The sequence below is a fragment of the Methylocystis iwaonis genome, assembly GCF_027925385.1.
Classification (GTDB): domain Bacteria; phylum Pseudomonadota; class Alphaproteobacteria; order Rhizobiales; family Beijerinckiaceae; genus Methylocystis; species Methylocystis iwaonis.
In genome coordinates this window covers 2597261-2612011 of the sequence record NZ_AP027142.1, presented here as the reverse complement: position 1 = coordinate 2612011, position 14751 = coordinate 2597261, and the positions used below count along the sequence as shown (strand labels likewise).

Genomic DNA, 14751 nt, shown 5'->3' with positions numbered 1-14751 from the left:
CAATATTTGGCCCTCGAAATCCGGCAGTGTCATAAAATCTATAGCCTGGCCGGGCAGGCCGAAGTCTGCCCGAGCATGTCATGAAAGCATTGAATGCCTTGCCGGTGGGTGAGCGCTACTCCACCGGCTCCACCGCCGTAATCTCGATCCCGAATCCCGACAGTCCCACAAACGCCCGCGGCTTTGCGGATGAAGACCGCAGGCGGATCGACGACACGCCGATGTCCTTCAAAATCTGCGCGCCGAGGCCCACGTCGAGCCATTGCCGCTTGCGCGTCTCTTCGGCGTTCTCGTCCGGGAGGCCGACCACATTGGTCGGCACGCCGGCCGCGCCGTCGCGCAAATAGACGAGCACGCCATGCCCCTCGCGGGCGAAGCGCGCGAGGGTCTTCTTGATGGTCGGCGCGCCGCCCATGACGTCGGCGAGAATATCGGCGCGATGCAGCCGCGCCGGCACGTCGCGGCCGTCGCCGATCGAGCCCATCACAAAGGCGAAATGCTGCACGCTGTCGAAGGGCGTGACATAGGCGTGGCCGGTGAGATCGCCATATTCCGTATGCACCGGGAAGGTGGCGACGCGCTCGACCAGCTTCTCGCGCGCCTGGCGGTAAGCGATGAGATCGGCGACCGAGACGAGCTTGAGTCCGTGCTTCTGCGCGAATTCGACGATCTGCGACCCGGTCATCACCGTGCCGTCGTCATTGGCCAATTCGCAGATGACGCCGACCGGCGGCAGGCCGGCGAGCCGGCACAGATCCACCGCGGCTTCCGTATGGCCGGAGCGCATCAGCACGCCGCCGTCCTTGGCGATGAGCGGGAAGACATGGCCCGGCCGCACGAAATCGCCCGCGCCCATATTGCCGTTGGCGAGCGCCCGCACCGTATTGCAGCGCTGCTCGGCCGAAATGCCGGTCGTGAGCCCATGGCGCACGTCGACCGAGACGGTGAAGGCCGTGCCGAGCGGGGCGTCGTTCTGCGCCACCATGGGCGCAAGATGGAGCCGCCGCGCCTCTTCGAGCGTCAAGGGCGCGCAGACGATGCCGCAGCAATTGCGGATGATGAAGGCCATTTTCTCGGGCGTGCAGAGCGACGCCGCTATGACGAGATCGCCTTCATTCTCGCGGTCGTCGTCGTCGGTGACGACGACAATTTCGCCGCGCGCGATGGCCTCGATGGCCTCGGTGATGGAGTGGGACAAGCGGGTCTCCAAAAGGCGCCGGACGGCGCCGCTCCCGCATATGTAGCGGCGCAGGCGCGCCGATTCAAATCGCGCTCATTCGCTCGGCGTGGCGCCTGCGATGCGCGGCGCGCCGCAGTTTGTGCAGGGGAGGAAGCGGAGCTGCCCCGCCGGAAGGCCCTCGGTCGGCTCGCGGCGGGCAGGGGCGTCGACGGCGTCCGTGGAAACGAGCTTGATCCGGATGTCGTCGCCGATATGCAAGCCCGTATCCTCGATCCATTCGACGCTCTGCTCCCCGGCGGGATCGGAGGCGTCGATGCCGCCCACGCGCAGATCGAGGCCTTCGATGGCAGGGCCGTCGGCCAGGAGGAAAGGAGCCCCGGCTCCCTTGCCAACCCAGGTGAGCATGAAGGAAATCACGCCGTTCTCGTTGACGCCAGCCGTTGCGAGCTTCTCGCCGTTCTTCCAGATTTCGAAGCCGAGCAATCTAGCCTCCTGCCCTTGTCGCTCCGCAATGAATGCGCGCAATATCTTGACAATTAGAAACGGTTTTTCGCAACAATTTTATCGAAATGCGGGCCTTTCCCGTTTCCTCGAGCTCAAAAAGGGCTTCATGCGCATCGCTCACCGACAGTTAACCACAGCGCTTGCGCTGAGCCTGATCTGCGCCGCGCCGCGCGCGGCCGACGCCGCCTGTGCGGAGATGTCGCAAGCGGGCGCCTCCTATACGGTCTGCGACTATGACGCGCGGAAAACGTCGATCAGGCTGTTTCTGCGTGACGCGCGGGGCGAAACCTATGGCGCTTTCTCCCGTCTCGCCGATGATCTTTCCTCGAAAGGGCAAAGCCTCATCTTCGCGATGAATGCGGGGATGTATGGCGAGGATTTTTCACCCGTGGGCCTCTATGTCGAGGCGGGCAAAATGTCGCACGCCGCCAATACGGCGAATGGCGCGGGCAATTTCCACCTGAAGCCGAATGGGGTCTTCTGGATCGACGGCGCGCGGGCCGGCGTCACGGAGACAGGGCGGTTCTTAAGATCGGGCGTGCGCGCCGCCTACGCCACGCAATCCGGGCCGATGCTGCTGGTCGGCGGGCGGATCAATCCGCATATTCAGTGGAACGTCGGAGAAGTTCCGCAATGGCGTCGGGGTCTTCGACGGGCATGTCGTGCGCTTCGCCATCTCTAACCAGCCGGTCACCTTCCACCAATTCGCATCGCTGTTTCGCGATCGGCTGAAGTGCGCGGACGCGCTCTTTCTCGACGGCGGCTCTGCTTCGGCGCTCTACGCGCCCTCGATCTCGCGCCACGATCGGTTTCATCCGATGGGGCCGCTGATTGGCGTTGTGGAGAAGGCGGCGCGCTGAGGTTTATTTTTTCTTCGGCTCGGTGACGCAGCGGCGCGCTTCGCAGGAAGCGGCCGTATCGTCCTTCGCCGAGCCGAGGCAGAAGAAATAGGTATGGTTCAATCTATCCTGCGCTTCCTCTGCATGGGCGGCGCTCACGGCGAGGCCCGATTGGCAAGGCGCGGAGACGAGCGCGCAATCGTCGCTCTTCTTGCAGGCAAACCACGCTGCGGGGAGATTGGCCTCAGTGCGGATGCGCGCGTCATAGGCGTCGAGGTGGTGGGCTTGCGCTGTCGGCGGTAGGCAGGCGGCGACCATGAACGACAAGGCAAAAGCTTTCTTCATATGAGCCTCTTCAGGCGCTCATCAGCGCGCCGACATGCGCCGCGACGGACGCCGCCAAATCGGGCGGGCGATAGCCGCCTTCGAGCAGCGATACGATGCGCCCCTCACAGCGTCGCGCCGCGACTTCCATGATGCGCAGCGTCGCCTCGCGAAAATCCGCTTCCACGAGACGCAGCCCGCCGAGCGGATCGTGAAGATGCGCGTCGAAGCCTGCGCATATAATGACAATATCCGGCCGGAAGGCGTCGAGGCGGGGAAGGATGCGGGTCTCGAGCGCGGCGCGAAAGGCTTCGCCGCCATCTCCTTTGCGCAGCGGGGCGTTGACGATGTTGTCGTAAGCGCCGGTCTCCGTAACGGCGCCGGTGCCGGGATAAAGCGGCATCTGATGCGTCGAGCAATAAAGGACGTTCTTCTCGCCCCAGAAAATTTCCTGCACGCCATTGCCGTGGTGCAAATCGAAATCGACGATCCCGACGCGCTCGGCGCCATGCGCCGCTAACGCGTGGCGCGTGGCAATGGCGGCGTTGTTGAAGAAGCAGAAGCCCATCGGCGCTTCGGCGCGCGCATGATGGCCGGGCGGGCGCGCGGCGACGAAAGCGTTGTGCGCCTGCTTTTTCATGACGGCGTCGACCGCTGCGACGGCGCCGCCGGCGGCAAGATAGGCGGCGCGCAGCGTTCCCGCGCTCATGACGAGGTCATTGCCGAGGCGCGCCTGGCCCTCCTTCGGCGCGGCTTGTTCCAGATGCGCAAGATGCGCGGCCGAGTGAACGCGCAGCAGCGCCTCGCGCGACGCTTCGCTCGCGTCGAGGCGCGAGAGCGCGGCGAAGCCGGGCTCGCCGAGTTGGGAGAAGATTGCTGTCAGCCGCGCGGGACTGTCGGGAAAGCCGGGGCCGGGATCGTGTTCGAGTTCGGCCGGGTTGGAGACGAAGAGCGTAGACGAGGCCCCCGCCTGCGCGCCGACGGCGGCGAGGCTTGCGGCGCCGGCGAGGGCGGCGCGGCGGGTGATCGAGGCCATGATTGGGGCTCCCTTCTGAAATTTCCGCTGCGCCTCATCGATTGTGTTCGTGGCAGGCAGAGGCGGCGGCCCCATACCTCCCCGTTGCACTACGCCGTCATGGCCGGGCTCGTCCCGGCCATCCACGCCGCGCAGTGACGGCTCGTGTTGGGCGGGAGGACGCCAATCTCGAAAAATCATCCACTCGCATGTCGCCCGGCTCGGTCTTTGGCGCAGAGCCGGTCCTGTCCGTGGCTAGGCCGAGCCCCTCGGCGTGGGTGGCCGGGACAAGCCCGGCCATGACGTCCCCGAAATGTGTGACTCGCTTAGCCCGTTAAAGGGAGCGCTTCGCTCACCCGCACTGTCCCCTATGCCGCAGAAAGTGGTCCGCCAGCACGCAGGCCATCATCGCCTCTCCCACCGGAACGGCGCGGATGCCGACGCAGGGGTCGTGACGGCCCTTGGTGACGATCTCGGTCTCATTGCCCGCGCGGTCGATCGTGCGGCGGGGCGTCAAGATCGACGAGGTGGGCTTCACGGCGAAGCGCGCCACAATCGGCTGTCCCGTCGAGATCCCGCCGAGCACGCCACCGGCGTGGTTCGACAAGAAGGTGGGCCCGGCGCGCATCTCGTCGGCGTTTTCCTCGCCCGTCAGCTCCGCGGACGCGAAGCCGTCGCCGATTTCGACGCCCTTCACGGCGTTGATCGACATCATGGCCGCCGCGAGATCAGCGTCGAGCTTGCCATAGAGCGGCGCGCCCCAGCCGGCCGGCGCGCCTTCGGCCACAACCTCCACAACGGCGCCGATGGAGGAGCCCGCCTTGCGCACGCCGTCGAGATAGTCGGCCCATTGCGCGGCCATGACGGCGTCGGGGCAGAAGAGCGGATTGCGCTCGACTTCCGCCCAGTCGAAGCGGGCGCGGTCGATCTTATGCGGCCCGATTTGCACCAGCGCGCCGCGGATCGAGACGTTGGGAATAACTTTGCGCGCCACCGCGCCGGCGGCGACGCGCGCCGCCGTCTCGCGCGCCGAGGAGCGCCCGCCGCCGCGATAGTCGCGAATGCCATATTTCGCCTCATAGACGTAATCGGCGTGTCCGGGGCGGTACTTATTGGCGATCTCGCCATAGTCCTTCGAGCGCTGGTCGGTGTTCTCGATCATGAGCGCGATGGGCGTGCCGGTCGTGACCTGCCGGCCCTCGGCGTCAGTGAAGACGCCGGACAGGATTTTGACGTCGTCCGCCTCGCGCCGCTGCGTGGTGAAACGCGATTGCCCCGGCTTGCGCTTGTCGAGAAAGCCCTGGATGTCGGCCTCGCTCAGCGCGATCCCGGGCGGGCAGCCGTCGACGATCGCGCCGAGGGCGATTCCGTGGCTTTCGCCGAAAGTGGTGACGCGGAAGAGGTGGCCGAAGCTGTTGTGGGACATTGGCGCGTTCTAAGTCGCGCGGGCAGGCGGGTCAAACCCAGTGGCCGGCTCAGCGCTGCGAGGTGGCCTCGGGCGTCGCCGGGCTCTCCAAAAGCCGGCGCAACTGCGCGACCGCCGCATTCACAAGCCCCGAGCGCGGCCGGGCCGGGCCGATCTCCACCGCGGCCATATTGGCCAGCGCCCGGGCGAGCTTGTCGGTGGGGCGCCCCGTTGCGTCGAACAGCGCGAGGTCGTCGTTCGGCGTCGCGGCGATTCCTTCCGAGACATGCGCGGCGTAATTGCCGATGCGCGCGAGCTCGCCCGAGCAGTCGATGGTGGGCAGGGGCGGGAACGCCGGCGGCAAAGCGGCGAGCGACGCCGTCGCCTCGAGGCGGGTGTCGGGCGCCGGCGCCGCCAGCGTTTTGGCGCGCTTGGGCCGCGCCTCGGAAACGCCGGCCATGATCGACGGCGCAGGGATGAGGTCCGGCGCGGCGGGGGCGGAGCGTCGCCTTCCCCAGCCGACGTCGCCGCGGCCATGTGCGGCGAGCCAGCGGGCCCGCAGCGTATTCTGCAAGCCGCGCGGCGCGATCCCCATCGGCACGATGCGCTGCGGCAGCATGCGCATCATGCCGGCCCGCGAGGCCGGCGCGGCGCTCAGCGTGGGGCCGGTCGCCGGGCTCGGAGCCGGCCGGGCGGCTGCTGCGGGGGGCGTCGCGCGCGCCACCACAGTCGCGCATTGCGCCGGCGCCCAGCGCTCGATAATGGCGCGGGCGCTGTGGCGCTTATAGTCGACGTAATAGCGCCGCAGCAGCAAAGCGGCGACGGCGGCGCCTTCCTCGGCCGAGGCAAAGGCGACATGGCCGTCCGCGTCGGCGGCGATCTCGCCGTTCCAGCCGGCGCTTTTCACGCACCAGTAATTATTGAGCTTCACGCAGCGCGCCGGTTCGTTGTCGTCGGCGTCGAAGGCGCGTTTCGCCGCGGCGAGCGGGCTCATGTCGAGCCAGAGGGCGCTTTCGACGCGCCAATTGTCGACGGCGCGTTTCTCGGGCGCATAGGCGGGCGTCGGCGTGCGCCAAAAAAGCGCGGCGGGCGCGATGACGAGCGGCGGCGGCTTGGCGGGCGCGGCGGCGGCGATCAGCGTCACGAGCGTTTCGATCAGCATGCGCCACGCCCCCGCGCCTTTGGGTGAAACTCAGTCCGGATCGTCGGCGTCGCCGCCGAGCGCCGAGGGCGTGACGAAGCGATGCAGTCGCGCGGCGCCTCTGCGGACCTCGGCCCAGTGTTCCGTATCGAAGTCCAGAATGGCAAGCGCGGCCGTCGGAAAGCTCGAGCGCATATGGCCGAGTTCTTTCTCGTCGCCGCTGCCCGCGAGCCAGACGGCGAGTTCGGCGAAGCCTGGATTATGGCCCACCGCCAGCAGGGTTTGCGCCTTGTCGGGCGTTTGCCGCAGCACATCGAGGAGGTGGTCGGCCTCGGCGAGATAGATCGTGTTTTCGACGACATGCGTGACATGGCCGGGAAAGGCTTGCAGCGCCAGCTCCATCGTCTGCTTGGCGCGCCGCGCGTTCGAGGCGACGGCGAGATCGGGCGTCATGCCGGCCTCATGCAGAAAGGCCCCCATGCGGCGGGAGTCGTCCTCGCCGCGCCGCGTGAGTGGGCGCTCGCGGTCTCCACCAGCGGAGTGTCGGTCGGCTTTGCCGTGGCGCAGAAGAAGCAGTCGTCGCATGGCGCCTCTCTAGCACGCATTCGAAAGCTCGGGCTATCGTCGAGCGGGCGATTTACCCAGCTCACGCCCCTTGGAATGCGGGGAAATCGTCGCAGGCTTTACCCGGTAGGGCCCGCAGTGCAAGCTCCGCCCCGCCATTCGCCTCAGGGCAATCGGGTGAAAGCTGGGCGTGAGCCAATCCCTCCCCTTTACGGGGAGGGTGGCCCCGCGAAGCGGGGTCGGGTGGGGTAAGCCCCACCGGCTGCCGTTGCTGCGCGAACCCCACCCGGCGGCCTTTGGCCGCCGACCTCCCCGTAAAGGGGAGGTATTGGAGCTCGTGACGCCAAACAGCTATCACCCGATTGCCTGCTTCGCCGCCCGCCCGGGCAAGGGCCTAGAGTGACTATCATGCAAGAGCTTAGACACAGGAAGGCGGTTCTGGCGCGCCTCGTTTTCCTCGGCCTCGTCGCCGCGGCGGCCCTCGCGCCGCTTGCCCCGCGCGCGGGCGAGAGCGACATCGTCCTGGATAATCTTACCTTTACGGTCGGCGCCACGACCTATCGCATTCCCCATCTGGAGCTCAAAGGCGCTTCCCTGTCGGCCATTGATCTCGCCGATCTCTTCAAGGGCGACGCAAAAGCTGTGGATGGGCGGCTTGCGCGCCTCTCGGCCAAAAGCCTTCGCATTCCCGCGCTCACGAGCGAGACCAGGGCCGGCGGCGTCGTCGAGCGAAGCGCCTATCGCGACATTGACGCCGCCGACGTCGTCGCAGGCAGGATCGCCATCCTGCGGGCGGCGGGCGCCGAGCAGACGGTGGAAAAACCGGATGGCGGCGCGCAGCATTATCTCTGGGGCGCGAGCGTCGCCAAGGGCATCGACCTGCGCCAGCTTGCCTATCTCGCGCTCGCGACGCGGCTCGATTCGCAGGAGGCGACAAAGCCAGTCGTCGATGAGGAAAGCGTCGAGCAGCTTATCATCGAGGACAAGGCCGGCCGGATGACGACGACGATTGGCCGTCTTGCCGTCACGGGCGTGAAGGGCAGGGCGCTGCCTTTCCCTCTCCCGCAGCTTCGCGACCGGCTGGCCAAATTCGACGCCGACAAGGCGGAGGCCGATCCGGCGCTGCTGAAGGATGTGATCGACGCGGCTGCTTCTTTCGACGTGGCGTCGCTGGACATTCGTGAGATTGCCGCCACGGGCAAGGGCGCGCCGGCAGAGAGCCCCTATACGGTGAAAATCGGCCGCATCGCCGCTGCCGGCGTCGCCAATGGCGCGGTCGGGAGCCTCGCGCTGGAGGACCTCTCGCTCGTCGCCTCCGATGGCGGGCGGCTGGCGCTGAAGCGCTTCGGCCTGCGCGACGCGCGTCTCGCTTCTCTCGTCGAAAGCCCCTTTCCTCAGGTCGGCCATATCGAAGCCAAGGGCCTCGACGGCGATCTCCCGGACGCGCGACTGGGCGAGAGCGCGCGCATGAAATTCAGCCTCGCGGGCGCCGAGGCGGATTTCGCCGACTTCCGTGAAATTGCGCCGACGAAACTCTCCGGGCGCATGGACCAGCTCGCCATCGACCTCGCGTCGCGCGGCGAAGCGCCGTCGACGGCGCAGTTTCTGGCGCTGGGCTATCGCACTCTCGATCTCTCGGCCTCGCTTGCCGGGGAATGGCGCGAGAAGACTCAGGAGGCGGTTTTTGCGCCCTTGCGCGTCGAAGGGAAGGACATGGGCGCGGCGACGCTCAATGTGACTTTCGGCGGCGTGTCGGCGGCCGTTTTTTCGCCCATGGCGATCGTCTCCAGGGCCGCTTTGCTGGCGTCGTCGCTGACATCGGCGGAGCTGACGCTCGACGGCGGCGCGCTAGTCGAGCGGGTGCTGGCGCTCGAATCGAAAACCGAGAAGAAGCCGGTCGACAAGCTGCGCGCCGACTACGCCAAAACGGCGGCCGCCGCCGTTGCTGTCGTGTTCGGCGGCGGCGAAAAGGCGCGCAAGATCGCTGACGCCGTGGCCGCCTATGTCATGAAGCCCAAGCGGCTGCATGTGCGCCTCGTCTCCGAGAAGGGCGTCAATGCGCTGGACGCGATGGCGCGCAGGCCGGGGGACATATTGGAGAGCATGGAGGTGGAGGCGGTCGCCGAGAGGTAATATCGTTTCCGTTTGAATAGCTCGGACTGGCGCTTGTCATTCCCGACGTGCCGAAGGCCCGATCGGGAATCCAGAGCCACAAAAGCGCTGGTTTGGCTCTGGATGCCCGATCGCTCGCAGCGCGAGCGTCGGGAATGGCGCAAACTAATCAAGCGGATCTCGTATAAACGGCCTCAAAATCCGCGCCGCCCAAGGAAATGGCGATCTCGACCAAGGCGGGGCCAGTTTTTGCAGCGCGGCGCCCGCCATTTTCATCGCTGTCATTTCCGCTTAAAATACCTGCGGATGGGCAAAAAGCGCCGAAAAATCGGCCACGCTCACCTGAAGAGGGGAGAACAATGTTGCATGCTCTGATTGCCGACGCACAGACGAGGCTCGACGAAGCGCGTCGCCAGCTACGCCTCGCCGCCATCAACTTCGAGGTTCCCGACGACGAGTTGCTGGCGCTGCGCGCCGACGCCCGGAAAATCTATGACGAGCTCGCGGCGCTCGATCGTAAGAAGTTGAAAAAAGGTCTGCTCGGCTTGTTCAAATTCTGGTGAGCCGCCTGCGCTGACGATTTGCGTCTTGCTTCCGGAGCCGCCGCGCCCTCCATATCAGCGCATGAGGGCGCGGCGTGCGCCGCCCGCTTTCAGGTGAGGAAGCAAGATGATCAGCCCGGACACCCCTCCCGGAACGGAGGTCGTCTGCGTCGAAGCCCGGCCCGGACGCTATGGCGACGGCGGCCTGCGGCGTGGCGCTATTTACACGGTCGAGCGAATCGCGCCGGCGATCGACGGCGGCTATGTCGTGGTCCTGGGCGAAATCCCGCCCTGGCAGACCTATACGCCGCCCTGGGGCCTCGTGGGGATCGGCTTCGAGCTGCGGCGGTTCCGTTATCTCGACATTCCCAGCTCTCTGACGGAGCTTCTCGAGCACGCCCCGCGCGAAACCGAGGCGGCGTAAAGACTATTCGATCGGCGGAGCCTCGGGCAGCAAAGGGGCCGCGGCGCCCGAGCGGCGAATGAAGGCTTGGGGATCGGGCGCGAGGCGCAGCTCGTCCCAGCCGCCGGCGAGATCGAAAGCGATCTGCAGGCCCTTATCGCGCGGCTTGCCGGCGGCGTCGGCCTCCTGGGCGGCGGCTTTCAGCGCCAGGATACGCTCCGCGAGATTGGCGCTCCCTTCGAAGCGCAAGGCGAAACCGGGCCCATGGGCCGCGCCCTCGCTCAGCGCGCCGACGCCGTTTTCGATGAGGAGACTCAGGCGCGCATTCTGAAGCGCCGAGCTGCCCGAGCGGGCGGCCTGAGCGCTGGAGAGCGGGCGCTTCTCGAAGCGGCGAAGCGCGCGTTCGAAATCCACGCCGGTGATCTCGCCGTCGCTCAAGGCCGCCGAAAACCTGCCGTTCAGACTGTGCATCATGTCGGCGACGGCGGCGCCCGAGGCGTCGAGCGCGAGCGAGGAATCGAGCGTGCCGCCGAGCGTCTGCGTGCCGAGCGCGTCCCAGAGCAGGGCGCGGGCGTCGACGCCGGCGGTCTGCGCCGAGGCGTGCACGGCCAGCGCGCCGTCGGCCGGCTTGAAGGTGGCGTGCGCCTTCAGCGCGCCCCGATAGGCCCGGGCCTCGGCCAGCGAGAGGTCGAGCACGCCGTCGCGCAGCGCAAGGAAGATGCGGGCTTCGTCGATCGTGAGCCGACCAAGCCGGGCGTGGCGGGCGGTGACGTCGAGGTCGACGTCGACCCCGGAAAGATTGGGCGGATCGAGCGGCTCGCGGCTCCATTGCCCATCGGGCCCGAGCAGGGGCGGCGCGTCGGCGAGCATTGGCTTCAGCGCGACGAAATCGCTCTTCAAGGCGGCGGTGAGACAGGGCTTGCCGTCGTCGTCGCGTAAGGTGATGTCGCCCTCGAACGCATTGCCGTCGACATGGACATGCAGATCTTTGAGCGCGGCTTCCCGCGCCGTGATTGCCGCCTGAGCGGAAAACTGCGCATCCCCGAAGGGGCCGGGCAGGGGCGCTTCGAGATCGAAGAGATTGAGCGCTTGCCGCACCGATGCGGCTGAACCGGCGACGCGCCCCGCGTAACGCGCATTGGCGCTCGCTTCCACCACGCCTTGCGCCTCGAGCTTCAGGCTTTCGCCGTCGAGCCGGGCGGTGACGACCGAAGGATCGCCGCGCAGCAGCATGCCGGGCCGCGCGACCCAGAGAATGAGCTGCAAACGTTCGCCCCGCCAGTCGAAGGCGCTGGTCAACGCCGCCGGCTCGCCGATCTTGCGCCAGTCGAGCGTCGCCGACACGCGATCCGCCGCGTAGTCTTTGCCGTTTCGTCTCAGCCGCAGCGAACCATCGACGAGGTTGAGGACGCCGAGGCGGAAATTATCGGCCTTTTGGGCGGCCGGGCTCGCCGGCTGGGTGGCGGCGGCGCGCGAGGCGGCGCCGGGCGCGTCGATCGGTTTCTGGTCGAGATCGACCTTGATGCGCGGGCGTTTCAGGGTGATCGAGTCGACGTCGAGCCGGCCGGAGAGGAGGGGCAGCAGCTTCAGCCCGCCGAAAAGCTCCTCCGCCTGGATGACAAGGGCGCCGTTGTGATCGGCGAAGGCGACGCCTTCGATCGAAACGTGGGGGCGGGGGGCCAGCAGGAGGCGCGGCTTGCCATGCGCCTGGATGTAGAGGCCCGTCGCGTCCTGGAGCTGTGCGGCGATCGCGGATTGCGCGGCTGTCGAGGAATAGAGCCAGGGCGCGACGGCGACCGCGACGCCGCAGACGCCGAGAAGAGCCGTCATGGCGCCGATCAGCAGGTTGCGCTTGTTCGCGGCAACCCACGAAAACCGGCCCCGCGCGCTGGGCGCCTGCTTGGGATCGCCTTCCGCATCCGACGACAAGCTCATCTCTCCTTGGCTTTCATTTCGTTCTCGCGGGCAAGCGCGGCGATAAAGTGGCGGACACGAAATATGGCTCCCTGTGTCACACATCCTGGGGCCCGTCATGGCCGGGCTTGTCCCGGCCACCCACGCCGAGGGGCAAGGCTAACAAGACGCGTTATTACTGCGGATGAAGATCCTGCAGGGCTTTGGAGGCTCAAGGCCCCGTTCCTTTCGTCGTTGCGAATGTTCCAATTGCTCTCCGGCATTGGCTGATGTTGCGCGGCGTGGATGGCCGGGACAAGCCCGGCCATGACGCATGCGCCGGCACGCGAAGCGGGGGAGGGATGGGCAGGCGTCGTTAGCCGCTTCGCGCGAGAGCGAGCTGCTCGCGCAACGTCCGGAGGATCTCTTCGACATAAAAAGGCTTCTCGATAATGGGCCGAAGCAGATAGCTTTCGGGAAGCCCGGCGCGACCGCAACCTGTCGTAAAGACGAAAGGAATTTGGCGCGCGGAAATTGCGTCGGCGACCGGGTCGATCCTGTCCGATCCAATATTCACGTCGAGGAGCGCAATGTCGAAGGCGGCGGTTCGCGCGAGCAGCACGGCCTGGGATAAAGTCCGGGCCGAGCCGGCGACGACAAGGCCGAAATCCGTCAGCGTTTCTTCCAGAGCGAGCGAGATATAGGGGTCATCTTCGACAATCAGCACCCTGCGTCCGAGCAGGGGGTCGCTCGGCCGTTGCGGCGCATCGCTCGATGCGCCGCCGGGTCTGGGGTGTGGCGCGTCCGAGACAGACATAAGCAAGGATCGTGCGGCCGTTCACCGCACGAGTCCAGCGCTCGCCTCAAAAGCTTGTCGACTGTTGCAATTCAGTCGCAGTCGGCGCGGCTGGTTCTCCTCGCGCCCCAAAGCGCCAGCGCAAGCCAGGCGATGATGGTCAGCGAGCCGCCGCTGGGCGCGGCGAAGGGAAAGAGCTTTCCCCCCAGGTAGACGCGCGCCGCGAGGTCGGCGGAAAACAACGTCACGCCGGCCTGCAGGGCGAATGCGGCGCTCGTCAAAAGGCCGGGAAAGAGCGGCTTGTTGCGCGCCAGCGCCGAGAGCCCTAATCCCACGCCGGCGTGGATCATCAGGAACTGGCTCGCGGTCGCGAGCAGGGGATTGGCGTCGACATGCGCGGCCGCCGCGGCGAGAGACACGCCGGCCGCGCCCTGCAGCGCCGCGATGGTGGCAATGATCGCGCCTTTATTCACGCGGGTTCTCCTCTCGGCGCTCAATAGGCGTTTTCAGCCTTGAGGAGCGCGAATGGCGTCATCGCCAGAATATAGACGTCGAGCAGAATGGACCAGTTTTCGATGTAATAGAGGTCGCATTCGACCCGCTTTTGAATCTTTTCGGGCGTGTCCGTTTCGCCGCGCCATCCGTTGATCTGCGCCCAGCCGGTGATGCCGGGCTTGACGCGATGGCGGGCGAAATAGCCGTCGACGACCTCTTCATAGACGTGCTCGGCGGCGCGCGCGATGATCGCATGCGGACGCGGGCCGACAAGCGATAGATTGCCTTTGAAGACGACATTGAAGAGCTGCGGCAGTTCGTCGAGCGAGGTCTTGCGGATGAAGCGGCCGACGCGCGTAACGCGCGGATCGTTGCGGGTCACTTGTTTCGCCGCAGAGTGGTCGAGCTTGTCGACATACATCGAGCGAAACTTGTAGACCTCGATATTCTCGTTGTTGAAGCCGTGGCGCAGTTGCCTGAACAGGATCGGTCCGGGCGAGTCGAGCTTCACGGCGATGGCGATGAGCGCCATGATCGGCGCGGCGAGGATCAGGCACATCGCGCCGACGACCCTGTCGAAGATATTCTTGACGACGACGTCCCAGTCGGCGATCGGCTTGTCGAAAATATCGATCACCGGAACATTGCCGATGTAGGAATAAGAGCGCGGACGGAAGCGGAGCTTATTTGTGTGCGCCGCCAGCCTTATGTCGATCGGCAGCACCCAGAGCTTGCGCAGCATCTCCAGAATGCGTTCCTCGGCCGTGATCGGCAAAGTGAAGATGATGAGGTCGATGCGCGTATGACGCGCGAAGTCGACGAGATCAGCGACGGCGCCGAGCTTGGGATAGCCGGCGACGACATCGGGCGAGCGCGCGTCGGCGCGGTCGTCGAAAAGGCCGAGAATGCGCAGATCGCCGCTTTCCTGCGCCGCAAGCTCCCGCAGGACCGGATCGGCCAGTTCGCCGCCGCCAACGATCACGGTGCGGCGCTCGAGCTTCCCCTGGCGGGTGAGGACGCGGACAATGACGGAAAGCGCCAGCCGCTCGCCGGCGAGCAGCGCGAGACCGAGCGCATACCAGCCGAGGAGCCAGACGCGCGAGAAAGAATCGTCGAGCTTGAAGAAGAACAGGACGACAAGGGCGAAGATAAAGACGAGCGTCCAGGCGGCGGCGGCCTTCATTCCGTCGCGGATCGGCGCGCGAAAGGACGCCGTCGAGTAAAGCCCCAAAGACTGCATGACCGCGACCGCCGCCAGCGCCATGGCCGGCATCACCAGATAATAGTCGAGCGACCTTCCCCAGTTCGGCGCGACATGCAGCTCGTGAACCAGAACGCCGGCGCCAAGAAGCATGACGAGCTCGATGAGCCGCACGCTCCCGGCGAGCACAATCGGCGAATAGGCCTTTCCGGGCGTGCTGTTGCTGGCGATTTCCGCCAGCGTCGGGCTCAACGAGGCTTTCTCGCTCGTCTCCTTGTCGGCGCGGTCTTTATCATGAGGCCCGCCCTTCATGTCGCCGGCGGCAAAAGCGCCCATT

At 66.4% G+C, this 14751-nt stretch carries 14 protein-coding genes and 1 pseudogene; 4 read left to right on the top strand and 11 right to left on the bottom strand.

Features of this window, described 5'->3' with window-relative positions:
* Positions 1–115: 115 nt before the first annotated feature.
* Positions 116–1198: a 3,4-dihydroxy-2-butanone-4-phosphate synthase gene (ribB, locus tag QMG84_RS12660; RefSeq protein ID WP_281928284.1), complete on the bottom strand. Its 1083-nt coding sequence runs from the start codon at positions 1196–1198 to the stop codon at positions 116–118.
* A gap of 75 nt (positions 1199–1273) precedes the next feature.
* The gene (locus QMG84_RS12655; protein ID WP_281928282.1) at positions 1274–1663 is read right to left on the bottom strand and encodes a hypothetical protein; all 390 of its coding nucleotides are present in this window, start codon (positions 1661–1663) and stop codon (positions 1274–1276) included.
* A 127-nt stretch (positions 1664–1790) separates the two neighbouring features.
* On the opposite strand from QMG84_RS12655, the pseudogene QMG84_RS12650 reads away from it, so the two are divergent.
* Positions 1791–2544: pseudogene (locus QMG84_RS12650) on the top strand (phosphodiester glycosidase family protein).
* 3 nt (positions 2545–2547) lie between these two features.
* On the opposite strand, the gene QMG84_RS12645 reads toward QMG84_RS12650, so the two are convergent.
* The 5 genes from QMG84_RS12645 to QMG84_RS12625 form a co-directional block, all read right to left on the bottom strand.
* A complete protein-coding gene (locus QMG84_RS12645; RefSeq protein WP_281928280.1) occupies positions 2548–2868 on the bottom strand; it encodes a hypothetical protein in 321 nt (106 codons plus the stop codon).
* A 10-nt stretch (positions 2869–2878) separates the two neighbouring features.
* Positions 2879–3883, bottom strand: a complete 1005-nt coding sequence (locus tag QMG84_RS12640; protein WP_281928278.1) for a histone deacetylase family protein — start codon at positions 3881–3883, stop codon at positions 2879–2881.
* 331 nt (positions 3884–4214) lie between these two features.
* Positions 4215–5288, bottom strand: coding sequence for a chorismate synthase (gene aroC, locus QMG84_RS12635; RefSeq protein WP_281928276.1), 1074 nt, complete (start codon positions 5286–5288; stop codon positions 4215–4217).
* A gap of 49 nt (positions 5289–5337) precedes the next feature.
* On the bottom strand, positions 5338–6429 hold the full coding sequence (locus tag QMG84_RS12630; protein WP_281928274.1) for a hypothetical protein: 1092 nt from the start codon (positions 6427–6429) through the stop codon (positions 5338–5340).
* A gap of 30 nt (positions 6430–6459) precedes the next feature.
* Positions 6460–6993 carry a SixA phosphatase family protein gene (locus tag QMG84_RS12625; protein ID WP_281928272.1) on the bottom strand — a complete coding sequence of 178 codons (534 nt, stop codon included), beginning with the start codon at positions 6991–6993 and terminating at the stop codon, positions 6460–6462.
* 387 nt (positions 6994–7380) lie between these two features.
* Between QMG84_RS12625 and QMG84_RS12620 the strand changes: the two genes are divergently transcribed.
* The 3 genes from QMG84_RS12620 (at position 7381) to QMG84_RS12610 (ending at position 10050) form a co-directional block, all read left to right on the top strand.
* Positions 7381–9105 (top strand): aq_1923 C-terminal domain, encoded by a 1725-nt coding sequence (locus QMG84_RS12620; RefSeq protein WP_281928271.1) that lies wholly within the window; start codon positions 7381–7383, stop codon positions 9103–9105.
* Positions 9106–9443: 338 nt separating this feature from the next.
* Positions 9444–9647 carry a hypothetical protein gene (locus tag QMG84_RS12615; protein ID WP_202073526.1) on the top strand — a complete coding sequence of 68 codons (204 nt, stop codon included), beginning with the start codon at positions 9444–9446 and terminating at the stop codon, positions 9645–9647.
* A gap of 106 nt (positions 9648–9753) precedes the next feature.
* Positions 9754–10050: a hypothetical protein gene (locus tag QMG84_RS12610; RefSeq protein ID WP_281928270.1), complete on the top strand. Its 297-nt coding sequence runs from the start codon at positions 9754–9756 to the stop codon at positions 10048–10050.
* 3 nt (positions 10051–10053) lie between these two features.
* Here QMG84_RS12610 and QMG84_RS12605 read toward each other — a convergent pair whose 3' ends face one another.
* The 4 genes from QMG84_RS12605 to QMG84_RS12590 form a co-directional block, all read right to left on the bottom strand.
* Positions 10054–11958 (bottom strand): AsmA family protein, encoded by a 1905-nt coding sequence (locus QMG84_RS12605; protein ID WP_281928268.1) that lies wholly within the window; start codon positions 11956–11958, stop codon positions 10054–10056.
* Between the two features lie 340 nt (positions 11959–12298).
* A complete protein-coding gene (locus QMG84_RS12600; protein ID WP_281928267.1) occupies positions 12299–12739 on the bottom strand; it encodes a response regulator in 441 nt (146 codons plus the stop codon).
* A 71-nt stretch (positions 12740–12810) separates the two neighbouring features.
* The gene (locus QMG84_RS12595) at positions 12811–13191 is read right to left on the bottom strand and encodes a DUF423 domain-containing protein (protein WP_281928266.1); all 381 of its coding nucleotides are present in this window, start codon (positions 13189–13191) and stop codon (positions 12811–12813) included.
* A 20-nt stretch (positions 13192–13211) separates the two neighbouring features.
* Positions 13212–14750 (bottom strand): undecaprenyl-phosphate glucose phosphotransferase, encoded by a 1539-nt coding sequence (locus tag QMG84_RS12590; protein WP_281928264.1) that lies wholly within the window; start codon positions 14748–14750, stop codon positions 13212–13214.
* Between the last annotated feature and the right edge of the window lies 1 nt (position 14751).

Coding starts and splice junctions, on each gene's coding strand:
- QMG84_RS12645 (WP_281928280.1), bottom strand. CDS start 2,868: ATGAAGAAAGCTTTTGCCTTGTCGTTCATGGTCGCCGCCTGCCTACCG.
- QMG84_RS12640 (WP_281928278.1), bottom strand. CDS start 3,883: ATGGCCTCGATCACCCGCCGCGCCGCCCTCGCCGGCGCCGCAAGCCTC.
- aroC (WP_281928276.1), bottom strand. CDS start 5,288: ATGTCCCACAACAGCTTCGGCCACCTCTTCCGCGTCACCACTTTCGGC.
- QMG84_RS12630 (WP_281928274.1), bottom strand. CDS start 6,429: ATGCTGATCGAAACGCTCGTGACGCTGATCGCCGCCGCCGCGCCCGCC.
- QMG84_RS12625 (WP_281928272.1), bottom strand. CDS start 6,993: ATGCGACGACTGCTTCTTCTGCGCCACGGCAAAGCCGACCGACACTCC.
- QMG84_RS12620 (WP_281928271.1), top strand. CDS start 7,381: ATGCAAGAGCTTAGACACAGGAAGGCGGTTCTGGCGCGCCTCGTTTTC.
- QMG84_RS12615 (WP_202073526.1), top strand. CDS start 9,444: ATGTTGCATGCTCTGATTGCCGACGCACAGACGAGGCTCGACGAAGCG.
- QMG84_RS12610 (WP_281928270.1), top strand. CDS start 9,754: ATGATCAGCCCGGACACCCCTCCCGGAACGGAGGTCGTCTGCGTCGAA.
- QMG84_RS12600 (WP_281928267.1), bottom strand. CDS start 12,739: ATGTCTGTCTCGGACGCGCCACACCCCAGACCCGGCGGCGCATCGAGC.
- QMG84_RS12590 (WP_281928264.1), bottom strand. CDS start 14,750: ATGGGCGCTTTTGCCGCCGGCGACATGAAGGGCGGGCCTCATGATAAA.